This window comes from Mesorhizobium denitrificans (genome assembly GCF_003403035.1).
In the GTDB taxonomy this organism is placed as follows: domain Bacteria; phylum Pseudomonadota; class Alphaproteobacteria; order Rhizobiales; family Rhizobiaceae; genus Mesorhizobium_G; species Mesorhizobium_G denitrificans.
Genome location: NZ_QURN01000004.1, coordinates 285,908 through 310,233, shown reverse-complemented (window position 1 = coordinate 310,233; position 24,326 = coordinate 285,908). Strand labels below are relative to the sequence as shown.

20 protein-coding genes are annotated in these 24,326 nt (G+C 57.1%); 5 read left to right on the top strand and 15 right to left on the bottom strand.

The window, feature by feature from the left end; all coding sequences use genetic code 11:
• Positions 1–21: 21 nt before the first annotated feature.
• The 5 genes from DY251_RS06530 to DY251_RS06510 form a co-directional block, all read right to left on the bottom strand.
• Entirely contained in the window at positions 22–783 is a 762-nt protein-coding gene (locus DY251_RS06530) for an ABC transporter permease (RefSeq protein WP_116623049.1), read from the bottom strand.
• Positions 780–1,706, bottom strand: a complete 927-nt coding sequence (locus tag DY251_RS06525) for an ABC transporter ATP-binding protein (protein ID WP_116623048.1) — start codon at positions 1,704–1,706, stop codon at positions 780–782. Before DY251_RS06525 ends, DY251_RS06530 begins: the two co-directional genes overlap by 4 nt.
• Before the next feature lie 102 nt (positions 1,707–1,808).
• Positions 1,809–2,711: a DMT family transporter gene (locus DY251_RS06520; RefSeq protein ID WP_116623047.1), complete on the bottom strand. Its 903-nt coding sequence runs from the start codon at positions 2,709–2,711 to the stop codon at positions 1,809–1,811.
• Between the two features lie 30 nt (positions 2,712–2,741).
• A complete protein-coding gene (gene mutS / locus DY251_RS06515; RefSeq protein ID WP_116623046.1) occupies positions 2,742–5,441 on the bottom strand; it encodes a DNA mismatch repair protein MutS in 2,700 nt (899 codons plus the stop codon).
• A gap of 7 nt (positions 5,442–5,448) precedes the next feature.
• Positions 5,449–6,369, bottom strand: a complete 921-nt coding sequence (locus DY251_RS06510) for a DMT family transporter (protein WP_158553226.1) — start codon at positions 6,367–6,369, stop codon at positions 5,449–5,451.
• Positions 6,370–6,500: 131 nt separating this feature from the next.
• Between DY251_RS06510 and DY251_RS06505 the strand changes: the two genes are divergently transcribed.
• The 4 genes from DY251_RS06505 (at position 6,501) to DY251_RS06490 (ending at position 12,713) form a co-directional block, all read left to right on the top strand.
• The gene (locus DY251_RS06505) at positions 6,501–8,786 is read left to right on the top strand and encodes an NADP-dependent malic enzyme (RefSeq protein ID WP_116623044.1); all 2,286 of its coding nucleotides are present in this window, start codon (positions 6,501–6,503) and stop codon (positions 8,784–8,786) included.
• A 158-nt stretch (positions 8,787–8,944) separates the two neighbouring features.
• Complete coding sequence (gene rpsO, locus DY251_RS06500; RefSeq protein ID WP_116623043.1) at positions 8,945–9,214, top strand: 30S ribosomal protein S15; 270 nt, start codon at positions 8,945–8,947, stop codon at positions 9,212–9,214.
• Between the two features lie 263 nt (positions 9,215–9,477).
• On the top strand, positions 9,478–11,619 hold the full coding sequence (pnp, locus tag DY251_RS06495) for a polyribonucleotide nucleotidyltransferase (RefSeq protein WP_116623146.1): 2,142 nt from the start codon (positions 9,478–9,480) through the stop codon (positions 11,617–11,619).
• 71 nt (positions 11,620–11,690) lie between these two features.
• Positions 11,691–12,713, top strand: coding sequence for a class I SAM-dependent methyltransferase (locus DY251_RS06490; RefSeq protein ID WP_116623042.1), 1,023 nt, complete (start codon positions 11,691–11,693; stop codon positions 12,711–12,713).
• On the opposite strand, the gene corA is transcribed toward DY251_RS06490, so the two are convergent.
• From corA to rimP, 7 genes are all read right to left on the bottom strand, one after another.
• Positions 12,710–13,807, bottom strand: a complete 1,098-nt coding sequence (gene corA / locus DY251_RS06485; RefSeq protein ID WP_245415873.1) for a magnesium/cobalt transporter CorA — start codon at positions 13,805–13,807, stop codon at positions 12,710–12,712. The genes DY251_RS06490 and corA overlap by 4 nt on opposite strands.
• A gap of 47 nt (positions 13,808–13,854) precedes the next feature.
• Positions 13,855–14,790: a tRNA pseudouridine(55) synthase TruB gene (truB, locus tag DY251_RS06480; RefSeq protein WP_116623040.1), complete on the bottom strand. Its 936-nt coding sequence runs from the start codon at positions 14,788–14,790 to the stop codon at positions 13,855–13,857.
• Positions 14,790–15,191 (bottom strand): 30S ribosome-binding factor RbfA, encoded by a 402-nt coding sequence (gene rbfA / locus DY251_RS06475; protein WP_116623039.1) that lies wholly within the window; start codon positions 15,189–15,191, stop codon positions 14,790–14,792. The genes truB and rbfA overlap by 1 nt, the downstream gene beginning before the upstream one ends.
• A 90-nt stretch (positions 15,192–15,281) precedes the next feature.
• Positions 15,282–17,924: a translation initiation factor IF-2 gene (gene infB, locus DY251_RS06470; protein WP_116623038.1), complete on the bottom strand. Its 2,643-nt coding sequence runs from the start codon at positions 17,922–17,924 to the stop codon at positions 15,282–15,284.
• A complete protein-coding gene (locus tag DY251_RS06465; RefSeq protein WP_170971293.1) occupies positions 17,921–18,574 on the bottom strand; it encodes an RNA-binding protein in 654 nt (217 codons plus the stop codon). The genes infB and DY251_RS06465 overlap by 4 nt, the downstream gene beginning before the upstream one ends.
• A gap of 33 nt (positions 18,575–18,607) precedes the next feature.
• On the bottom strand, positions 18,608–20,203 hold the full coding sequence (gene nusA / locus DY251_RS06460) for a transcription termination factor NusA (protein ID WP_116623036.1): 1,596 nt from the start codon (positions 20,201–20,203) through the stop codon (positions 18,608–18,610).
• A gap of 39 nt (positions 20,204–20,242) precedes the next feature.
• Entirely contained in the window at positions 20,243–20,860 is a 618-nt protein-coding gene (gene rimP, locus DY251_RS06455; protein ID WP_116623035.1) for a ribosome maturation factor RimP, read from the bottom strand.
• 270 nt (positions 20,861–21,130) lie between these two features.
• Here rimP and DY251_RS21605 point away from each other — a divergent pair, with 270 nt between their 5' ends.
• A complete protein-coding gene (locus DY251_RS21605; protein WP_170971272.1) occupies positions 21,131–21,304 on the top strand; it encodes a hypothetical protein in 174 nt (57 codons plus the stop codon).
• 24 nt (positions 21,305–21,328) lie between these two features.
• Here the strand turns inward: DY251_RS21605 and DY251_RS06450 are convergent, their stop codons facing one another.
• Genes DY251_RS06450 through DY251_RS06440 form a run of 3 tightly spaced genes read right to left on the bottom strand, consistent with a single transcriptional unit; the run spans position 21,329 to position 24,303 of the window.
• Complete coding sequence (locus tag DY251_RS06450) at positions 21,329–22,870, bottom strand: tripartite tricarboxylate transporter permease (RefSeq protein WP_116623034.1); 1,542 nt, start codon at positions 22,868–22,870, stop codon at positions 21,329–21,331.
• A 9-nt stretch (positions 22,871–22,879) separates the two neighbouring features.
• Positions 22,880–23,362, bottom strand: coding sequence for a tripartite tricarboxylate transporter TctB family protein (locus tag DY251_RS06445; protein WP_116623033.1), 483 nt, complete (start codon positions 23,360–23,362; stop codon positions 22,880–22,882).
• Complete coding sequence (locus DY251_RS06440) at positions 23,359–24,303, bottom strand: Bug family tripartite tricarboxylate transporter substrate binding protein (RefSeq protein ID WP_116623032.1); 945 nt, start codon at positions 24,301–24,303, stop codon at positions 23,359–23,361. Before DY251_RS06440 ends, DY251_RS06445 begins: the two co-directional genes overlap by 4 nt.
• Positions 24,304–24,326: the final 23 nt, after the last annotated feature.

The window sequence follows — 24,326 nt, the reverse complement described above, 5'->3', positions numbered from 1 at the left end:
GTGAGCGCCCCCGTCAAGTGATCAGTTCTTGAGCCGGTAACCTGTGCGGAATATCCAGCCGACAATTGCGAGACAAACCACCAAGAAACCAAGGGTAGCGGCGAGGCTGATACCGACACCTACATCGGCGTGGCCGAAAAAGCTCCAGCGAAAACCGCTGACAAGATAAACCACAGGGTTGAAGAGCGAGATCGTGCGCCACGCAGGCGGCAGCATGTCGATGGAATAAAAACTGCCGCCCAGAAAAGTGAGCGGCGTGATGATCAGCAGCGGCACAACTTGCAACTGCTCAAAGCCATTCGCCCAAATACCAATAATGAACCCGAATAAGCTGAAAGTCAGGGCGGTCAGGACGAGAAATGCAACCATCCAAAACGGGTGCTCAATATGCAGAGGCACAAAAAGGCTAGCGGTAATCAAGATGATCAAGCCGAGCACGATAGACTTGGTTGCCGCCGCGCCGACATAGGCAATGACGATTTCGAGGTATGACACCGGAGCAGAAAGCAGCTCGAAAATCGTGCCGGTGAATTTCGGGAAATAGATTCCGAATGAGGCGTTCGCTACCGACTGTGTAAGGAGCGACAACATGATCAAGCCCGGAACGATGAACGCGCCATAGGCTATGCCATTCACTTCCTGAATGCGGCTGCCTATTGCGGCGCCGAAGACCACGAAATAAAGCGAAGTCGATATGACGGGCGAGACAATGCTTTGCAACAGCGTACGGAAAGTGCGCGCCATTTCCGTCTTGTAAATTGCCCATAGCGCGTATTGGTTCACTGCTTTTCCCTCAGAAGCCCGACAAAAATATCCTCCAACGAGCTTTGCTCGGTATCGAGGTCGCGAAAACCAATGCCCGCAGCATCAAGATCGCGCAACAACGAAGCAATGCCGGGTCGCTCCGCTTTCGTGTCGTAAATATAGGTCAGCCGCTTGCCGTCTTCCGACCGTTCGAGCTTGTATCTGTCCAACTGCGATGGCAGTTCGCTCAACGTTTCGCGCAGTTCGAGCACCAATTGCTTGCGGCCGAGCTTGCGCATCAGTTCGGCCTTGTCTTCCACGAGTATGATCTTGCCGCCATTGATAATGCCAATGCGGTCAGCCATCTGCTCGGCTTCTTCGATATAGTGTGTGGTCAAGATAATGGTGACGCCATCGTCGCGCAGTCGACGAACCATTTCCCAAAGATCATGTCGAAGTTCGACGTCGACGCCTGCAGTCGGTTCATCGAGAAACAGGATGCGCGGCTCGTGCGCCAACGCTTTGGCGATCAGAAGGCGTCGCTTCATACCGCCGGAAAGCTGCCGCGATTTCGCATCGCGCTTATCCCAAAGAGACAAGTCGCGAAGCACCTTCTCTATATAACCGGGATTTGCTGACTTGCCGAAAAGGCCACGGCTGTAGGCGCAGGCGTTGAAGACGGTCTCCCACATGTCCGCCGTCAGTTCTTGCGGAACCAGCCCGATCAGGCTGCGGGTCGTTCGATAGTCGCGGCCAATGTCATGACCATCGACAAGAACAGTGCCAGCCGTTCGATTAACAATACCGCAGATGATGGAGATTAGGGTTGTCTTGCCCGCGCCATTCGGACCAAGCAGCGCGAAGATTTCGCCGCGCCGGATTTCAAGATTGATATCTTCGAGCGCTTTGAAACCAGAAGCGTAGGTTTTTGAAACGCCGGATATGGAGATTACGGATTGCATGATGGCACTTTGCTATCGTGAGGGGCTTGCATGTCGTATCTCATGGGCCAATGTCAAATTCGATACTGACAGATGCTGACGCCCTTTGCGCAATCGACGCTGCTAAACAACTTCGGTCACAGTATCGCGTTTGATGCCCAATTGCTGCTCTCGGAAGAAAATGAAAAGCCCAGAAACCACGATAACGACTGCGCCAATTATTGTCGTGATGCGCGGCGTCTCGTTAAAGACCAGCCAGCCAAAAAACATTGCCCAGACAAGCAATGTGTATTGATAAGGCGTGACAGTCGCCGCGTCCGCCAGCATAAGCGAACGGTTGGTCAGAAAATGCGCCATCAGCGCTACTACGCCGAGCAACGCAAGCAACACGAAATCGATCGGCGTCGGCATGGTCGTCGCCCAAGGCAGAGCAGTGATTCCGAGCAAGGTCACTCCCAGGGTCGGCCAGAACACCATTGCTATGTCCGACGATTGACGCAGAGCGCGGCCAGTCACCATCATGAAGCTGAAGGCCACACTTCCCGTAAGCGCTACAAGGGCAGGCAGGGTCAGCGTTTCTGACGACGGCCGCAAAGCAATGATCACGCCCGCGAAGCCAATCAGGATCGCCGTCCAGCGCCGCCATCCTACATGCTCACCAAGCAAAAACGGTGAGAGCGCGGCGACGTAGATCGGTGCCGCCATCCAGAAGGTCATTGCGTCGGCCAGTGGCATGTAGCCCACCGCGTAATAAAAGCTGGAAATTTCGATGGTTGTCAGAACGACGCGTGCGACCATCAGTTTCGGCTGTGAAACATCGAAGAGACTGCGCCAACCCGCCTTTAAAATGAACGGGGTTAGAAAAAGCACAGCTGCCGTGCTGCGTATCAGGAGAAGTTGACCTACAGAGTAGGAGGCGACCAGATATTTTCCGAGCACATCGTTCAGCGAAAACATCAGAACCGCCAGCAGCATCAGCATGACGCCGATCTTGCTACGGTCACTCGCTTGTGTAGTCGTGGACATTAGGCCTGCTACGTAATTTATCGCGGACGCCTATAGCAAGCGCTTTAGTCGGTATAGAGCTTCAAGGGCCTCGCGCGGTGTCAGTTCGTCGGGATTGATTGCGCCAAGCGCGTCACTTATCCCATCATTGCGAGGCGGTGGAGGTGTTTCCTTGCGAAGAATAGCGGAGAATAGCGGCAGATCGTCAAGCATACGATCAGCCTTGCCTGACATTTCGCCTTCTTCGAGTTGGTGCAACACATCGCGTGCACGTTGAACCACGGCATCTGGCAGGCCAGCCAGCTTCGCCACTTGCACACCGTAGCTGCGGTCGGCTGCTCCCATGGCTACCTCGTGGAGGAATACGACATCGCCATCCCATTCCTTCACGCGCATCGTCACATTGTGCAAGCGCGGCAGTTTGGCTGAAAGCGCTGTAATCTCGTGGAAATGCGTGGCGAAGATCGCGCGGCAGCGGTTCTGTTCGTGCAGATATTCCACCGCCGCCCACGCGATTGATAGCCCGTCGAACGTTGCAGTGCCGCGTCCGATTTCATCCAGAATAACCAATGACCGGTCGCCTGCCTGATTGAGAATAGCAGCGGTTTCGACCATTTCGACCATGAAGGTCGAACGACCACGCGCCAGATCATCCGACGCACCGACACGTGAGAACAATCTGTCTACGACGCCAATATGAGCGGAACGCGCAGGCACAAAGGAGCCCATCTGCGCCATGATAGAAATGAGCGCATTTTGGCGCAGAAAGGTGGATTTGCCACCCATATTGGGACCGGTGAGCAACCAGATCGCGCCATTCCGATCATTGCCGGAAGGTGAAAGATCACAGTCGTTCGCAACAAACGGCGCTTCGGCAGATCTTCGCAACGCTTGCTCTACAACAGGGTGTCGTCCGCCCTCGATCTGGAAAGCAAGACTCCCATCCACCTGCGGGCGGCAATAATTGTCGGCTTGGGCCAACAAGGAAAGCGCGGCGGAAACGTCGAGTACGGAAATTGCTTGAGCACCGGCCCGGATTACATCCGCGTGGCCCACCGCCTCCGCGGTCAGCGCATCGAAAATTCGATGCTCTATTGCTAGCGCCCGATCCGCTGCATTGGCAATCTTGGTTTCAAGACCGGCGAGTTCCGTCGTAGTGAAGCGCATGGCGTTCGCCATTGTTTGACGATGGATAAATCGCCCTTTCGCTTCATCCGTACCGTTCAACGCAGACTGATTGTTGGCCGTGACCTCTATGTAATAGCCAAGCACATTGTTGTGCCGAATCTTCAGTGAACGAATGCCCGTCTCTTCGATCAGGTCACGCTCCATGCCTGCAATCACGCGGCGAGACTCATCGCGCAAAGCACGCATCTCATCCAGTTCGGCGTTGTAGCCAGCGCGAACATATCCACCATCGCGTCTGAGCAGTGGCAGTTCTTCGCCAAGCGCAGAGGCCAGATGCTCACCAAAGTCTCCAGGCAATGCTGCAAGAGCGTCAATCGCGCGTGCGATTTCGCTCGGCGCAGTCAGCTTGTCCAACATCTCACGAAGGCTACGCGCTGCTTCCATGCCCGCGCGCAAAGCGCCCAAATCGCGCGGCCCGCCACGGTTGAGCGCGAGCCGAGAAAGAGCGCGCGGCATGTCCGCAACGCCTTTGAGCACAATGCGAACCGCCTCGCACAATCGCGTTTCGCCGAGAAAGAACGAAACGGAATCCAGTCGCGCACCGATCTCATCTGGATCGGTGAGCGGCGACATCAGCCGCTCGGCCAGCATTCGCCCACCACCGCCCGTCACCGTGCGATCAATTGACTTGAACAACGAGCCGTCGCGACCGCCATTCATGGCACGAACCAGTTCGAGGCTGGAACGGGTAGCCGGATCGATGAAGAGCGTCGAAGCCGATTGCTCTCGCTCGGGTCTGGCCAATGGCGGGCGCTCGGCCTTCTGCGTTTTTTCCACGTACGCGATCGCGCCTGAAATGGCCGATAGCTCCGCTCGCGAAAACGCCCCGAAACTGTCGGGCGTAGCTACACCGTAGAAGCGCGCGATTCGGCCAGCCGCGCCTGAAGATTCGAACAGCGAGCCAGGAACCGGCCCGGCGGTTCGCCCCAGCACATCGAACACCTGCTTCAGTTCTTCATCGTAGAAGACAGGCTCAGCCACAACCACTTCGCGCGGATCGACGCGCAGAACATCAGCGAGCAAACGATCCGCGTTCGTCTCGGCCACGCGGAACAGCCCGGTAGAAATATCGATCCATGCCAGTCCGAAAACATCTTGTGGCGAACTCTTGATGCGCCCAACAGCCATCAGAAAATTGCTTTGAGCCGGATCAAGCAATTTGTCTTCGGTGATAGTACCGGGTGTAACAAGACGAACCACGTCACGCCGCACGACCGCTTTGTAACCGCGCTTCTTTGCTTCCGAGGGGTCTTCAATCTGCTCGCAAACAGCAACGCGGAAGCCCAGCCCGATTAGCTTCTGCAAATAGTCATCAGCGGCATGGACCGGGACACCGCACATGGGAATGTCTTCGCCCTGATGCTTGCCCCGCTTTGTGAGCACGATGCCCAAGGCGCGGCTTGCTTTTTCTGCATCATCGAAGAACAACTCGTAGAAATCGCCCATGCGATAGAACAGGAGGGAATCCTGGTTCGCCGCCTTGATCTCGATGTACTGCTCCATCATCGGCGTTGCGCCAGATGTTGAAAGGATTGTTGCCTCGCTGGCCTGCTTGTTCAACATCGCGACCTCAAAGGCTGATCGCCGCAGTGCCGATCACCGCAATTGCTGCGCCGAGCCAGGCTGCCTTTACTGGCGCTACGCCGGACCGCAGCCAAACCATCGGCAAAATCATGATGGGCGTCATGGAAGAAAGAGTCGTCACGATGCCTACATTGCCAGTCGTTAGCGCAGCCATCAACAAAGACATGCCGAGCCCTGTGCCAAAGAAGGCGGAGGCCACAGCAATCTTCATATCCGGCCATTGAAATTTGTAAGGCTGGTGAAGCGCTTTTAACGGCACCAGAGCAAGCGCAAGGAAGAAGAGCGCGGCGATGCCTGAGCGCACGGCCATTGCGGCAGCAGGATCGGCACCTGCTTCCATCGCCGGACGAGCAGCGAGACTGCCGAGCGCTTGCCCCAGAGCCGTGATGACACCCAGCGCCATGCCCAGCCAGCTTGGCGATGGTTGTTGCGAGACGGGCGCAGCAGTATTTGCAGCAGGAACCTCAACTGCGGGCACCGTTTCCCGCCTCCGCATTCCGATTGCCATGAGAATACCGACAATCACCAACAGCACGCCAAAAGCTTGGCGCATGGTGATCGTTTCGCCGAGAAACGCATAGCCTAGTAGAAGTGAGAACGGCGATGCCAATGTGAACAGCAAGGCCGTCGTACGTGGGCCAGCAATATAGATCGCGGCAAAATAGGTCGTGCTCGCAATAATGATGCCGAACAGGCTGGACAAGGCCAGCAGCCACGCCTGATCGGCGTCTATGGTGTCCCAACCGCCTCGGACGACCGTCATCGCCGCAGTCATCGCAAAAGCTGCCAACATCTGCCAGCGTGCGAGGCGAATAACATCTACTCTGCCTTTCAATTCGCTGATGAGCATACCGCTCAGCGCGATGCAGATTGCCGCCGAAAGCGCCAGCAGTTCGGAAATAAACAAGGCGATGCGCCCCAAAAATTGAGTTCGTTAGTTCCTTGGCCCTTCCTTTGCAGCAAGTGTAGCCTTATTCCTCAATGCTCCACAAAAAAGCATCGCCGACTGGCACGGCAGGGGTAAGGAAACGCATATTCATGGCCGCCAAGAAGACAGAGCAGACTGGTCCATCCGTCACCGCTGAAGAAGCACTTGATTTTCACGCATCCGGCAGGCCAGGGAAACTCGAAATCAGCCCCACGAAGCCAATGGCGACGCAGCGCGATTTGTCGCTGGCTTATTCGCCCGGCGTAGCAGTTCCGGTCAAAGCCATTGCGGAAGACCCTTCGCGCGCGTTCGATTACACAACGCGCGGCAACATGGTCGCGGTTATCTCCAACGGCACTGCCATTCTCGGCCTCGGCAATCTCGGAGCGCTGGCATCAAAACCCGTCATGGAAGGCAAGTCCGTTCTGTTCAAGCGCTTTGCAGACGTAGATTCCATCGACCTGGAGGTAGACACCGAAGACCCGGACGCCTTTATCAATTGCGTACGCTATTTGGGCCCATCCTTCGGCGGCATCAATCTTGAAGACATTAAGGCGCCCGATTGCTTCATCATTGAGCAGCGGCTGCGCGAACTCATGGACATTCCGGTTTTCCATGACGACCAACACGGCACGGCGATTATCGCAACGGCAGGCCTCATCAACGCGCTGGAAATTACCGGACGCGACATGAAGACCGCCAAGCTCGTCTGCAATGGTGCGGGCGCTGCGGGCATTGCCTGTATTGAACTGGTCAAGTCGCTGGGTTTTTCGCCGGAGAATGTCATTCTGTGCGACACTAAAGGTGTGGTTTATCAGGGCCGCACCGAAGGCATGAACCAATGGAAGTCTGCTCATGCCGTTAAAACCAAGGCCCGGACACTGGAAGAAGCGCTCGATGGCGCCGATGTTTTCTTCGGCCTTTCGGCCAAGGGTGCGCTGACCACGAAGATGGTCCAGTCGATGGCGAAGAACCCCATCATCTTTGCAATGGCGAATCCGGACCCGGAAATCACGCCGGAGGAAGTGGCCGAAATCCGCACCGATGCCATCATGGCAACGGGCCGTTCGGACTATCCCAACCAGGTTAATAACGTACTTGGCTTCCCTTACATCTTCCGTGGTGCGCTTGATGTCCGCGCGACCACCATCAACGATGAAATGAAAGTTGCAGCCGCTCAGGCGCTGGCCGAACTCGCGCGCGAAGATGTGCCCGACGATGTCGCCGCGGCCTATCAAGGCAATCGCCCAAAGTTCGGTCCAAACTACATCATCCCCGTACCTTTTGATCCGCGCTTGATCTCGGCTATTCCCGTTGCGGTCGCGAAAGCGGCGATGGAAAGCGGCGTCGCCCGTCGTCCAATTCTCGATCTAAATAAATACGCGCAAGAGCTTTCGGCGCGACGCGACCCGATCGCGTCCACCTTGCAACGCATTTATGACCGCGTGCGCCGCCAACCCAAGCGCGTCGTGTTCGCGGAAGGTGAAGAGCAGCAGGTGATGCGCGCAGCGGTTTCGTTCGTGAACCAACGTCTCGGCACCGCGATTCTGGTCGGTCGCGAGGAGCAGATAAAGGAAACCGCCCGTCAGGCGGGCGTCGAAATCAACAAGGCCGGCATCGAGATCATCAATGCACGGCTTTCGCGCCGCAATTCCGTTTATGCAGACCATCTCTACGAGCATATGCAACGCAAGGGCTTTCTGCTGCGCGATTGCCAGCGGCTCATCAACAATGATCGAAACCACTTTGCCGCAACAATGGTCGCGCTGGGCGATGCCGACGCGGTGGTTACGGGCGTAACCCGCAACTATTCCACCGTGCTGGAAGACGTATGCCGCGTCATCGACGCCAAGCCGGGACATCGCATCATCGGTGTATCGATTGCGCTCTGCCGGGGCCGCACGGTCATCGTAGCCGATACTGCTGTGCACGACATGCCCAACTCGGAACAGCTTGCGGATATCGCGGAGGAAGCAGCCGGCTTCGCGCGCCGCATGGGCTACGAGCCGCGTGTGGCAATGCTGGCTTATTCCACCTTCGGACATCCGCAGGGTGAGCGGTCAGAGCGTGTGCAGGAGGCCGTAAAGATACTCGACCGCCGCCGCGTGGATTTCGAATATGATGGCGAGATGGCGGCCGACGTCGCATTGAACTTCAATCTGATGCAGCGGCAATACCCCTTCTGCCGACTGTCAGGCGCGGCCAATGTGCTTGTTATGCCCGCGTTCCATTCCGCCAGCATTTCAACCAAAATGCTGCAGGAGCTGGGCGGTTCGACTGTCATCGGCCCGCTGCTCGTTGGCCTGAACAAGTCAGTGCAGATCGTACCGCTGAATGCCAAAGACGCCGATGTGGTGAACATGGCCGCAATTGCGGCCTATAATGCCGGCGTTTAGGTGAAACGCTCCGCTATAAAAAACGGTAGCAATCTAGCCGCATATCAACTATATGCGCGCCAGCATTGCGCAATAATCGTGCCTGCTATCATGGCCCCTGCTGGACGACATCCCGGCTAAGGGCGTCCCGTTTCCTCAAATTCGAAAGGAAAAACGCGATGTCGATAACTGCTGAACGTAAGCAGGAACTGCTGAAAGAATTCGCCACCGCCAAGGGCGACACCGGCTCGCCGGAAGTCCAGGTTGCAATTCTCTCGGAGCGTATCAAGAATCTGACCGAGCACTTCAAGGGCCACGTGAAGGATAACCACTCCCGTCGCGGCCTCCTCGCCCTCGTGTCGCAGCGTCGTTCACTCCTCGACTACCTCAAGAGGAAAGACGATGCGCGCTATCAGGCGTTGATCGAGAAGCTCGGTCTGCGTCGCTAAGAACTTCCGGCGGGTTTCCTTTGGAGACCCGCCGGTTGCGCATTTCGGGCCGTGAATGGCCCAAAGGTCCGGACGAAAAAGGGATCGTCGGACCGCCTCATGGGCAGGTCATGGGGCAGGATTGCAGGATGCCCGGCAGCTTTTCTTGGAGCTAATTACCGGACCTCCCGTTGTCTTGCCCGTGGCTCGCCCAAACGAAGCCGGGAAAGGTAGGGCGCGCCGAAAAGGTCGGTGCGGGCCTTTCCGCATATGAAGGACAAGACATGTTCAATCACCACAAAGTGGAAATCGAGTGGGGCGGTCGCCCGCTGATCCTGGAAACCGGCAAGATTGCCCGCCAGGCTGACGGCGCTGTTCTCGCCACCTATGGCGAAACCGTCGTGCTCGCCACCGTTGTTTCGGCGAAAGAGCCGAAGCCGGGTTTCGACTTTTTTCCGCTCACAGTAAACTATCAGGAAAAGACCTTCGCAGCCGGTAAGATCCCCGGCGGTTATTTCAAGCGCGAAGGCCGTCCGACCGAGAAGGAAACGCTGGTTTCCCGCTTGATCGATCGTCCGATTCGCCCGCTTTTCGCGGACGGCTACAAGAACGATACCCAGATCATCGTGACGGTTGTTCAGCATGATCTCGAAAACGATCCGGACATTCTGTCAATCGTCGCTACCTCGGCTGCACTGACGCTTTCGGGCGTGCCCTTCATGGGCCCGATCGGCGGCGCGCGCGTTGGCTACATCAACGGCGAGTTCGTCCTGAACCCGCATATCGACGAAATGGAAGAGTCCAAGCTCGACCTCGTCGTTGCAGGCACTTCCGACGCGGTGCTGATGGTCGAATCCGAAGCACAGGAACTGCCGGAAGACATCATGCTCGGCGCTGTGATGTTCGGTCATAAGGGCTTCCAGCCGGTGATTGAAGCGATCATCAAGCTGGCTGAGGTTGCCGCCAAGGATCCGCGCGATTTCACTGCGCCCACATTTGGCGACCTCGAAAAGGAAATGCTCGGCCTGATCGAAGGCGAGTTGCGCGCTGCCTACAAGAATACCGTCAAGCAGGCTCGCTATGACGCGGTTGATGCGGCTAAGGCCAAGGTAAAAGCGCATTTCGCACCGGAAGGTGAAGAAACACCGAAGTACAGCGCCGATCAGGTCGCAACCGTGTTCAAGGAGCTTCAGGCAAAAATCGTTCGCTGGAACATCCTCGACACCGGTTCGCGCATCGACGGTCGCGATCTTCAGACGGTCCGCCCGATTGTTTCAGAAGTTGGTGTGCTTCCTCGTACGCACGGTTCGGCGCTCTTTACGCGCGGCGAAACGCAGGCGCTCGTCGTTGCAACGCTCGGCACCGGCGAAGACGAACAGTACATCGACTCGTTGACCGGTACACATAAGGAAACCTTCCTTCTGCACTACAACTTCCCGCCCTATTCGGTCGGTGAAACGGGTCGCATGGGTTCGCCAGGTCGCCGTGAAATCGGCCACGGCAAGTTGGCATGGCGCGCCATCCACCCAATGCTGCCTTCCGCTGAGCAGTTCCCGTATACGCTGCGTGTCGTTTCCGAGATCACCGAATCCAACGGTTCGTCGTCGATGGCAACCGTTTGCGGCACCTCGCTGGCGTTGATGGATGCGGGCGTTCCGCTTTCGAAGCCGGTGGCGGGCATCGCGATGGGTCTCATCAAGGAAGGCGAGCGCTTTGCCGTTCTCTCAGACATTCTCGGCGACGAAGATCACCTCGGCGACATGGACTTCAAGGTGGCCGGCACGGTTGGCGGCATCACTTCGCTCCAGATGGACATCAAGATCGACGGCATCACCGAAGAGATCATGAAGGTGGCTCTTGGTCAGGCCAAGGACGGTCGCCTGCACATTCTGGGCGAGATGGCCAAGGCTCTCTCCGAAGGCCGCAAGGAACTCGGCGAATTTGCGCCCCGCATCGAGGTCATGCAGATTCCGACCGACAAGATCCGTGACGTGATCGGGTCTGGCGGCAAGGTCATCCGCGAAATCGTGGAAAAGACCGGCGCAAAGATCAACATCGAAGACGACGGCACGGTGAAGATCGCTTCGTCGAACGCGAAGGAAATCGAGGCTGCCAAGAAGTGGATCCACACCATTGTTGCTGAGCCGGAAGTCGGCGAAATCTATGAAGGCACGGTCGTCAAGACTGCCGACTTCGGCGCTTTCGTGAACTTCTTCGGCCCACGCGATGGCCTGGTTCACATTTCGCAGCTTGCCAATGAGCGCGTTCAGAAAACCACAGATGTCGTCAAGGAAGGCGATAAGGTTTGGGTCAAGCTGATGGGCTTCGACGAGCGCGGCAAGGTTCGCCTTTCCATGAAGGTTGTCGATCAGGCGACCGGCAAGGAAATCGTTCGCGAGAAGAAAGACGAAGAAGACGCCGCGTAAGCCGCGTCTGATTCAGGCAAAGTCGGGCGCGGCAGCAATGCCGCGCCTTTTCTTTTTCGAGAGATGCATCAATGAGCCGCGAAAGCGTCCAGACTCTTTTTCATCCATTTGCCTCAGGCGAACTCGACGCTCCGGCGGCTGGCAAAACTTGCCTCGTGTTTGGTGCCGAGCGTGATTTTCAGGTACCCCAATATTTCGATGCCAAACTTACGCTTGTACAGGGTTTCCGCCCTGACTTCTTGGTGCTGGAACGGCGCGGGTTTTCCGTAGCTCCCGTCCCTGACGGCGGGAATTACGAATCGGCGATCATCCTTGCCGGAAAGCATCGCGGACAAAATGAGCGATGGCTGGCAGAAAGTATCCTTCGGCTTGTGCCGGGTGGGCTTATCGTCGTTGCAGGCGGCAAGGACGAAGGCGCGGCAAGTTTGCGCAAGCGGCTTGAAAAGGAAGTGCCTCTCGGCGGACACCTGTCAAAGAACCACGGCGTGGTTTTCTGGCTGTACAGAAGCGCGCAGGCCGATGCCTACGCGGACTCGATTGTTCGCCAACAGGATAACGCGTTGCTGGTCGACGGGAAATTCGAAACAGCGCCCGGCATGTTCTCACATGATCGGATCGATGTCGGATCGCGTCTCTTGGCAGATAGGTTGCCAGCCGGACTGCATGGAGTTACAGCCGATTTTTGCGCTGGTTGGGGCTACCTATCGGCAGTACTTGCTGAGAGCAGCAAATTCTCTCGCATTGATCTTTACGAAGCGGATTATGCATCAGTGGAGGCTGCGCGACGAAACATGGCGCGGCTTGCGTCTGCACAAGGCACCAATTTTCATTGGTGTGATCTGACCGCTGAAAGGGTCGAGCGCATCTATGATTTGATCGTAATGAACCCGCCGTTTCACGCGGGGCGAGCGGCCGATCCGGCCTTGGGCCAGGCGTTGATTCGCGCCGCCGCTTCCGCGCTCAAGCCGCGCGGAAAGCTATTTATGGTGGCCAATCGCGGACTACCCTATGAAGCCATTTTGAAAACGCAATTCCACGCTTGCGAGACGATTGCGGACGAAAAGGGTTTCCGCGTTTATGCGGCCACACGCTAAATCCATTTCTTCCACTTGAAGAAGCAGATGGTCAGTAGTGCGACCAGCGCCATAAAGCCTAGCGCCGCTGGATACCCGTAGTAGCTTTCCAGTTCGGGCATGTTGAACGGAGACTTGTCGGGGTCAAAATTCATGCCCCATATTCCGGCGAGAAATGTCAGCGGAATAAATACTGCGGACACAATCGTGAGAAAGCTGATTACGTCATTTGTACGCGCCTGACTAAGCGACAGGTGCATTTCGATGAGGCCGGTCAGCATATCCCGCGCGCTTTCAACCGCTTCCAGTTGGCTGATCGCGTGGTCATAGGTGTCGTTCAGATAGATTTTTGTTTCGGGCGTAATCACCACAGAATCGCTTCGCAGCAGCGCGGCTATAGCATCGCGCGTGGGCCATAAGGCGCGCTTGAGCTGACCGGCACGACGGCGCAACAGATGAAGTCGACCAACCTGGTCCTTGCCCAACCCCGTCAGAATTTCATCTTCAATCGCATCGATTTGGCCATTCAACTGCTCGATGCACGGGAAGTAGCTATCAACAATTGCGTCTATCAGCGCATAAGCAAGATAGTCCGCTTTCTTTGCGCGCAACCTGCTAGCAGTTGCGGCTTCGAGACGCTTGCGGACAGGATCAAACGGATCGCCCTCGCGCTCCTGAAAAGTGACGACAAAATCAGAGCCGAAGAACACGGAAATCTGCTCTGGTCTGTTGGTGATGTGATCGTCAATCATCGTCAACACCACAAAGACATTGGTGTCGAAAAAGTCGGCCTTCGGCCGCTGACCGGTGTTTACGGTATCTTCCAAGGAAAGCGGATGCAGCCCAAATAGTTGACCTATCTCCTGCACGAGTCCGACATCCGCGAGGCCGGAACAATCCAACCATACCAATGGCCAATGGCCACGCTCGCGCCGCACATCATCTACACTAGCGTTAGAAAAGGTTTTTGATCCAGCCGGAGAAATAACCGTCAGCGTGAGAATGGGTTTTTGCGCTGTGGGGTCTGCAATCAGTGTTCCCGGTGAGGCCCCAATGGGGGAATGCTTCTTCGCACGCATTCTCCCTGCGTCACGCGACGGTACTGAATCAGGCATGTCCATCTGCCCAAGCTAGGAAATTTTCCAGTCGCTGAAAACTGGCTCTAGCTTACGAATACACGCTTCGGTTTAAACATGCCTGCTTCAATTGCGCCAATGGCGACAAGCCGTCCGCGCGCCATTGCGCAGGCCTCATCTGCTTCCACAGGCGCGTCGCGCCCGCGAATGATGATAGGGTTACCAAGACGGATGCGAGTTGCTGCATCGTCGGTAATGTCCACGCGGGGAAGACATTCGAGAGCCGCCCCTGTGTCGATCACCAGATTATCGATCGCGGTGAAATTCGGCGCCTCTCCTTCCGCTCCAGTTCGTGCTGTTTCAAGCTGCTCGACGGTCACGAAATCATCTGGTGTGAAAGGGTCTACTTCCGTACGACGCAAGGTGGCGATATGGCCAAAGCAGCCAAGATCACGCCCCATATCACGCGCCAACGAGCGCACATATGTGCCCTTGCCGCATTCAATCTCAAACAGCGTGCGGTCGCCGGAATGTTCTACCAGATCGAATCTACCAATCTCGACTTCGCGCGCCGGTATCTCAACGGTTTCGCCACCACGCGCCAGATCGTAAGCACGTTCGCCGCCGATCTTGATGGCAGAGAACTGCGGCGGGGTCTGCATGATTACGCCAGTGTATTTCGGCATGATGGCGCGGATAGCTTCCTCAGATGGGCGTTCTGCGGACGTCTTGGTTGCCTCGCCTTCCAGATCATCCGTCGTGCGCTCCTCGCCCCACGCGACCGTGAACCGATAGACCTTCGCGCCGTCCTGCACATACGGAACTGTCTTCGTTGCTTCGCCTAGTGCGATTGGCAGCATGCCGGAAGCTAACGGGTCGAGCGTTCCCGCATGACCCGCCTTTTCCGCATTGAAAAGCCATTTGATCTTGGAGACGGCTTCGGTTGAACCCATGCCAACCGGTTTATCCAAAATTACCCAGCCAGAAACCGGCCGGCCTTTTTTCTTGCCGCGTCGCGCCATCAATCATTTTCCTCATTGTCCAGATCGCGCTTTACTTCCGGCGAACGCAGCAGTTCGTCGATCTTGGCCATATTGTCGTAGCTGGTATCGAGCCGGAACCTGAACTCCGGCATGTATTTCATTTGCCTCAATGCAGGCGACATTCGTCCGCGAATAAACCGTGCATTGCGGTTGAGCGCGTCTATCACCGCCTGATCATCCTTCGCGCCGAGCGGTGAAACGAAGGCCGTCGCTATTTTAAGATCGGGCGACATGCGAACTTCGGAGACTGAAATAACAGTCGTCTCAATCAGATTGTCACGTACCTCGCCGCGTTGCAAAAGTTCTGACAACGCATGCCGAACTTGCTCGCCAACACGAAGCTGGCGCTGCGATGGGCCGGAAGTTGAAAATCTGGACATTTTTCCAAACCAAACCGCTTGCGGGATAGAACCGCAAGCGCTTTCAATTAATTTGGGAGGACAGTGAAGCGCCCTCCCGATTTCAGCGAACTAGAGCGTGCGCGTAACCATCTCTACGCGGAAGCACTCAATAATATCGCCCTGCCGGATGTCTTCATAGTTCTGGAACGCCATACCGCATTCCTGACCGACCGGCACTTCAGACACTTCATCCTTGAAGCGCTTGAGCGTTTTGAGCGTTCCTTCGTGGATAACCACGTTGTCGCGGATGAGCCGCACGCCCGCTCCGCGCTCCACTTTGCCTTCCGTAACGCGGCAGCCCGCGACCTTGCCGATTTTGGTGATGTGGAAGACTTCCAAAATCTCCGCATTACCGAGGAACGTCTCGCGACGCTCTGGCGACAGCAGCCCGGACATGGCCTGCTTCACATCGTCTACCAGGTTGTAGATGATGTTGTAGTACCGGATTTCGATGCCTGCCTGCTCAGCCGCCTGGCGAGCCTGAACGTTCGCACGAACGTTGAACCCGATGATCGCAGCGCCCGAAGTCTCGGCAAGAGAGACGTCTGTTTCGGTAATGCCGCCTGCGCCCGAATGAACGATGCGGGCACGCACTTCGTCCGTTCCCAGCTTTTCGAGTGCTGCCGCAATGGCTTCGATGGAACCCTGCACGTCGCCCTTGATGACAAGCGGGAACTCCTTGAGACCACTCGTCTGCAACTGCGACATCATCTGTTCGAGCGAGCCGCGCTGGCCGACGTGCTTGGCAACAGCCTTGTCGCGCGCAAGACGCTGACGATACGCAGCGATTTCGCGCGCACGTGCTTCGTTCTCGACCGTTGCAAAACGGTCGCCTGCGTGCGGCGTGCCTTGCAAGCCAAGAACCTCGACCGGCATAGACGGCGGCGCTTCTTCCAGATGCTCGCCTCTGTCATTGACCACCGCGCGCACACGGCCCCATTCGTTACCTACGACGATAATGTCGCCCGGCATAAGAGTACCTGTCTGTACGAGAACAGTGGCGACAGGACCGCGACCCTTGTCGAGCTTGGCTTCGATGACGACGCCCTCAGCGGTACGATCAGGGTTAGCCTTGAGGTCAAGGATTTCAGCCTGCAGCAGAATGGCTTCAAGAAGCTTGTCGAGGCCCAGACCAGTCTTCGCCGAGACTTCAACGTCCAGCGTCTCACCGCCCATCGACTCCACAAACACTTCGTGTTGGAGCAACTGCGTACGCACTTTCTGCGCATCTGCCGACGGCTTGTCGATCTTGTTGATCGCCACGATGATCGGAACGCCCGCTGCCTTTGCGTGGCTGATCGACTCGATCGTCTGCGGCATCACGGAATCGTCTGCAGCAACAACGAGAATGGCGATGTCCGTTACCTGAGCACCGCGTGCGCGCATTGCCGTGAAGGCCGCGTGACCCGGCGTATCGATGAAGGTGATCTTCTGACCATTCTTCTCGACCTGATAGGCACCGATATGCTGCGTGATTCCGCCCGCTTCGCCAGAAACAACATTGGCATTGCGGATGGCGTCGAGCAACGACGTCTTACCGTGATCGACGTGACCCATAATGGTGACCACAGGCGGACGCGACTTCAAATCTTCATCCGCATCCGGTAGGTTGAACAGGCCTTCTTCGACGTCAGACTCTGCAACACGCTTGACCGTGTGGCCAAATTCAGACGCGATCAGTTCTGCCGTGTCAGCATCGATCACGTCGCCGGGCTTCATCATCTGGCCCTGCTTCATGAAGAACTTAATGACATCCACTGCGCGCTCCGACATACGGCCCGCGAGTTCCTGGATCGTGATCGTTTCCGGCAGCGTTACTTCACGCGAAATCTTTTCACGCGGTTCATTCTGCATCGCACGTTTGAATTTCTCCTGACGGCGGCGAGCCGCAGCCAAAGAGCGACCACGCGCTGCATCGCCGTCGTCCGTCAATGCAGCCGTGACTGTCAGGCGACCTTGACGACGATCGGCTTCACCTTTCGTGCGTGTGGGACGCGCGGGCTCAGGCGCGGGCGTTCCGCGACGCGGCGGCAGGCCTCGCGGTGCAGGAGCACCACCGCCGCCGCGCTTCGGCGCAACCGGAGCCTCGTCCTCATCTGCGACCACGTTATCAAGCTGCGGCGTACGGCGGCGCGCATCTTCCTCAGCACGGCGACGCGCCTCGGCTTCAGCCTTGATACGAGCTTCCTCGTCGGCTTGGCGGCGCGCGGATTCTTCGCGTTCCTTGCGACGACGCTCTTCCTCTTCGGCGCGGCGATTGGCCTGCTCGGTCGCGCGACGGCGATCCTCAGCCTCGCGAGCCTGTGAACCTTCCAATGCGCGTCGACGCGCCTCCATCTCGCTGTTAGACAACTCGTTCAGCACAACACCACCGCGATCTCGACTAGGTGCGGGTGCAGGTGCTGGCGCTGGCGCTGGCGAAGCTTGTGCGGCGGGCGCTGGTGCAGCCACCTGCGGTTTCGCAACCGGCGCAGGTTGCGGCGGTTGCGCCTGAGGTTGAGGGGCCGGCTTCGGCGTAAACACCTGTGCAGGCTCTGGCCGCTCGCCCGGCTTGACGAACTTCCGCTTGGTTTCGACGACGACAGCCTTCGTGCGCCCGTGCGAGAAATTCTGCCGCACGGTGCTCTGCTCGATCCCTGGGCGCTTCAGCGTCAGGGTCTTCTTGGTATTGACATGCAACGTCTTGTCGTCGCCGGACTTCGTATCACTCATTCCATATCCTCTGCGGCGTCATCATTCGGGGCAATTGCCGCACTTATTGCCTGAGCTGCCGGGGAACCGCCCCGATAACGGTCGAGCGCTTCGATGCGCTTAACGGCCGCCGTTCCCGCATCACCCGCGAGGACGGCAGCATGTATCACATTTGTACTGCCCAATGCCAAACCCAATTCGGATTCGGCAAAAAGTTTATAGGCGGGAATGTCTGGGCCACCGAGGTGAACCGTAGCCCGTCGTGCTTGCGTCACTTTGCGCACGCCATCATCCGCTGCCTCGAAAGCATGCAGGACCAGCGCGGCTGTGCCGGATCGCACGGCATTCTCCACCTTTGTAGCGCCAAGCGCAACCTTACCCGCCTTGCGCGCGAGCCCAAGCGAACCGAGCGCAGTTTTGGCCAGCAGCCGATCAACCTGCGCGCCCAGATCTGCGGGAACGGTAACGCCCGCTCGCAGCGCGCGCGTGAATAGCTTTTTGGAAGCTGCTGCTTTGTCTACGTGCTCGCGGTCCGAAGTAACCCAGCAACCGCGGCCCGGCAAATTGCGCTTAAGGTCAGGAACGACAGTTGAATCGGGAGCAGCCACGAACCGGATCAACAAATCCGGGTCCGCGTTCTGGCGGGTAACGATGCAGGTGCGATCGTTCATCTCGTCCAAGTGCCGCTCCAAGCCAACGCATGATTATGCGTCGGCGGTTTCTTCAGCAGCCTCTTGCTCGGCTGCGAGTTCTTCTTCAGTGATCCAGCCGGCCTTGAGCCGAGCCGAGAGCACCATCTGTTCAGCTTCTGCGCGCGAAATCTGATGCGGAGCCAGAACGCCGGGGAACTGTTTGGTTTCGCCGTCCTTGCGCTCTTTCCAGCCAACAAGGTCGTCCACCGCATAACCTGCGAAGTCCTCGATGCTCTTCACGCCATCCTCTCCGAGCGTCACCATCATTGCAGTGCTGATGCCGGGAATTTCGCGAACCTCATCCAGAACACCGAGCTTCTTGCGCTTTGCATCCTGCTCAGCTTCCAGACGTTCCAGATATTCGCGGGCGCGCATCTGGATTTCGCTAGCCGTATCTTCATCAAAACCATCGATGGACGAAATTTCATCGGCATCAACGTAGGCAACTTCCTCAATGCTGGAGAAGCCTTCCGATGCCAGTACCTGACCGACGATTTCGTCGACATTGAGCGCGTCCATGAAGAGCTTCGAGCGCTCCGAGAATTCCTTCTGGCGACGTTCGGACTCTTCCTGCTCCGTCAGGATGTCGATGTCCCAACCAGTAAGCTGCGAGGCGAGGCGCACGTTCTGACCACGGCGACCAATTGCGAGCGAAAGCTGGTCGTCGGCAACGACAACTTCGATACGCTCGGCTTCTTCGTCCAACACCACCTTGGCTACTTCCGCAGGCTGCAGCGCGTTCACGATGAACGATGCAACCGAAGGCGACCACGGAATGATGTCGATCTTTTCGCCCTGCAACTCGGCTACCACAGCCTGCACGCGCGAACCGCGCATACCGACGCAAGCACCGACAGGGTCAATCGAGGAATCGCGCGACGTCACGGCGATTTTGGCGCGGGAGCCGGGATCGCGAGCCACGGACTTTATCTCGATGATGCCGTCATAGATTTCTGGCACTTCCATCGTGAACAGCTTCGCCATGAACTGCGGATGGGTACGCGACAAGAAAATCTGCGGGCCACGCTGTTCGCGACGCACGTCATAGACATAAGCGCGCACGCGGTCGCCATATTTGTAGTTTTCGCGGGGGATGAGTTCGTCGCGACGGATGATCGCTTCGCCACGACCCAGATCCACGATCACATTACCATATTCCACGCGCTTGACCGTACCGTTGACGATCTCGCCAATGCGATCCTTGTACTCGTCATACTGGCGGTCACGCTCAGCTTCACGAACCTTCTGCACAATAACCTGCTTCGCCGACTGCGCTGCGATGCGGCCAAAATCCATCGGTGGAAGCTGCTCGGCAATGTAGTCGCCCGGCTGCGCATCCGGATTGCGCAGGCGCGCATCCTTCACTGAAATCTGGCGGGCAGGTTCTTCGACCGCATCAACCACTTCCATCAAGCGCTGAAGCTTCATCTCACCTGTCTGGTGATTGATGTCGGCGCGAATATTGGTTTCCTGACCATAGCGAGAGCGCGCGGCCTTCTGAATCGCATCGGCCATCGCATCGATCACGATAGATTTGTCGATGGACTTTTCGCGAGCTACCGCATCCGCAATCTGCAGCAGCTCAAGCCTGTTGGCACTGACGACCATGTTCGTCTCCCTGAGTTAGCGGACCATGCCCGCTCGAATTCACTCGTCCTGCGCGGCGTCTTCCGCTGGTTCGCCACGGCGCTTTTTTGCTTCCTGACGCGCCTTCTTATCCGCAGTAAGCGCATCGCGAATCAAATCATCGGTCAATATGAGACGCGCATCGGAAATTGCCTCGAATGGCACTTTCACTGATGGCTCGTCGCCATAGCTGGCCTGATCCCGTTCGATCAGAACACCAGCGTCGTCAACAGATACGATCCGACCGCGGAAGCGCTTGCGCTCCGCTACCATCACCGAGGTTTCCATCTTCACCAGATGGCCAATCCAGGCCGTAAAATCTGACTTCCGAACCAGCGGCCTGTCGATGCCCGGCGAAGACACTTCCAGATGATAGGCTTTTTCGATGGGATCTTCCACATCAAGAGCCGGTGAAAGTGCGCGACTCACTTCCTCGCAATCCTCGACGGTCATCGTGCCGTCTTCCCGCTCGGCCATTATCTGCAGGGTCAAGCCGTTCTGCCCGAACAGGCGAACCCGAACCAGCCTGAAACCGATGCCGCGCAGCACCGGCTCGACAACAGCTGCAACGCGCGCATCGATTCCGCTTTCACGGATGATACGGTCGTCACCGGCAATGTCAGTTTCGGCAGTTGTCATGCAAACCTTCAAATGGCTGCCCGGTAACAAAAAAGAGCGGGACCGGGTGGACCCACTCTTCGTCATACCGACCAAGAATTTGAAGCCGATATAAATCCATGTCCTTCGGATTGCAAGAGGGGGCAGCATTTTCGATGGAATTTCAGAAAGCCGACCCATGCGAATCTGCATGGCTGGTTTGATACAACCCGCCTGACAACATCACTCTGGAGTCACTACATTTGTTGCGTCGCACAAATTTGATGCGGCACCGCAAAACAGGAGTTAGACATGACCATGCGCAGCACACTCTCGGCCTTCTTCGGCACGATCGGCAGCGCGGCAAAGGTAGCGAGCGCCGTTGAGAACAACCGCGCTCCGCGTTCGAGCGATCTTCAGACTTTGGGTATCGACCCTGTCGAATTTCGCATGATCATTGGCAAAAGGGCCCACACGTATAAATAACTCGTTCGCTTCGTGGGAGACAGCCTAGTCTGTGTCTCCCGCGATTTGTTCGAGCACCTTGCTGCCGCGATAGCGCATATACATCGGCACGAGGACGGCTGACGCAGCTAGCAGCCATAGGACTATCGCTATCCAAGAATGGAACAGTGCGGTGGGGTCGCCCTGGCTGATTTGCAGTGCCTGTCGAAGGCTCTTTTCTGCCATCGGTCCAAGGATGAGTCCAACCACCACGGGCGCTATCGGATAGTGGAACCGGCGCAGCAAGTAGCCCAGTATTCCGAACAGCATCAGCAAGCCCAGCCCAAATGATACTGGAATGCCGCCGAGCGAAAAGGTCGAGCCATCGGCGCCGATCGTTCCCAAGGTCGCGAACACCAGAATACCCGCATAAAGCCAATGGCGCGGGATTGTCAGCAGTTTCACCCAAAGCCCAATTAGCGGCAGGTTCAACACAAGCAGCATGAGGTTTGCTACCAGAAGGCTGGCAATAAGACCCCACACAAGCGTTGCGTTGGTTACGAACAGCAACGGACCGGGCTGCAAGCCGAACTGCTGGAAGCCCGCGAGCATGATCGCAGCGGTCGCAGTCGTCGGGAGGCCCAGCGTGAGCAGCGGCACCAGCGTTCCGGCAGCGGAGGCATTGTTCGCCGCTTCCGGACCAGCTACGCCTTCGATGGCACCATGGCCGAATTCTTCCGGATGTTTCGAGAACGTTCTTTCCGCCGAATAGGAGAGAAAACTAGAAACGTCAGCGCCGCCCGCCGGCATTGCGCCAATCGGAAAGCCGATAGCGGTGCCGCGTAGCCACGGCATCCACGAGCGCTTCCAATCGTCCTTGGTCATCCAGACCGAGCCTTTGACAGACTCGACTTTTTCCTCGCCCGTAACCTTCTGCGACGCGACCGCGAATGTCTCACCAATTGCGAAGAGCGCAACGGCAAGCGTTGTTACCGAGATACCGTCAAAGAGGTTCGGCAAGCCCATCGTCAGACGTGTCTGGCCCGTAAGCTGATCTATACCGATAAGACCTAGCGCCAGTCCGATTGTCAGCGATGTGATGCCGCGGAGCGCGGAATCGCCGAAGGCGGCTGAAACGGTCATGAAGGCAAGAAGCATGAGGCCGAAATATTCGGCTGGCCCAAACGAAAGCGCGAACTTCACCACGGACGGCGCGATAAACGCGAGCCCCAGCGTAGCAATCAAACCAGCAACGAATGAGCCTATTGCAGCTGTCGCCAGCGCGGGACCGCCGCGGCCCTTGCGGGCCATTTTGTTGCCCTCGAGCGCGGTGACGATTGAAGCGCTTTCGCCCGGTGTGTTCAGCAGAATCGACGTGGTCGAGCCGCCATACATGCCGCCGTAGTAAATGCCCGCAAACATGATTAGCGAGCCTGCCGGATCGAGCTTGTACGTTACCGGCAAGAGCAGTGCGACCGTAAGTGCGGGTCCGATTCCGGGCAACACCCCAACCGCCGTACCAAGCGTGACGCCAATAAGCGCATAGAGCAGGTTCGACCACTGCATCGCGGTCAACAATCCCTGGCCGAGCAGTTCAAAGGTATTCATTTGATGATCCTAGAAAAGCCGCTCGAATGGTCCTGCCGGAAGCGAAAGTTGCAGGCCCTTTGAGAATATGAACCAAACGATGAAAGAGAATACGACGCCCACAGGAATAGTCAGCCACAGCGGACCTCGGCCAAAGCCTTTTGCGGTTGCCGCGAAGAGCACGCCAGTCGCCAATGAAAAACCAACCGTTTTCATCGTCAGCATTTGAATAGCAAGGCCACCCAAGATCCAGAGAATTGGCGGAACGTTCTGCTCTTCACGCTCGGGAAAATCGCCGCGCAAGCCAGCTATCGCCGTCATGATCGACAAGCCTGCCAGCGCTGCGGCGATGATGTAAGGAACGGTTTTCGGACCCACCGGCGAATAGCCGGCCACGCCGCCTTGCTGCATTGTGCCATAGCCGATGCCGATGGCGACCACCATCAACACCGCAGCGATAACAAGCACCGCCCTATCTGGGCGGCGCTGTTCGCCAGAGCTTCCAGTGCTCATTTAACCAAGCCGATATCTTTGAGAATTTCAGTCGTCGAAGCGACGTCCTTCTTGAGTTGCTCGGTAAATGCGTCTCCCGCGAGATAGGTGTTTGCCCAGCCCTTGTCTGCGAGCGTCTTCTTCCATGTCTCGGAATTGTTCATCTTTTCGATGTCGGCCGTAATGGCCGCTTTCTGCTCATCGCTGATGCCCGGCGCAGCGGCAACCATGCGCCAATTCTGGATCGACACATCAACACCGCTCTCCTTATAGGTTGGCGCATCGATGCCAGCCACGCGCTCGTCACTTGAAATGCCGATTATGCGCAGCGTTCCACCCTTCACTTGCTCAGCAAACTCGCCATAACCGGAAATCCCGACAGTGACCTGATTGCCGAGAATGGCAGCAAGAGCTTCACCACCACCGGAAAATGCGATGTAGTTTACTTTGGTCGGGTCAACGCCCGCAGCCTTGGCGATAAGGCCCGCCGTAATGTGGTCCGTACCGCCTGCCGATCCTCCGCCCCATGAAACCGAGCCGGGATCTGCCTTCAGCTTTTCAACCAGCCCAGCCATATCCTTGATGTCGGATGCGGCGGGCACGACAATCGCTTCATATTCGCCGGTCAGGCGCGCAATCGGCGTAATCTGGTCAAGCGTTACTGGCGAATTGTTGGTGAGAATGGCACCCACCATGACATAGCCGCCGACGATCAATTGCGATGGATCGCCATTGGCCTGATTGACAAACTGCGCCAATCCGATTGTACCGCCCGCACCCGGAACGTTGTAAACCTGAACACTATCGGAAATCTTTTCATCCTGCAGAGCGCTCTGCATGGAGCGAGCGGTCTGATCCCATCCGCCGCCCGGCGCAGCCGGAGCCATGATCTTATAGTCAGTTGCAAGAGCAGGCGCGGCCAGCGCACCCGTCAAAACGGTTGCCAAAATAAATTTCTTCACTGAATTCCTCCCTAAAACTGCGG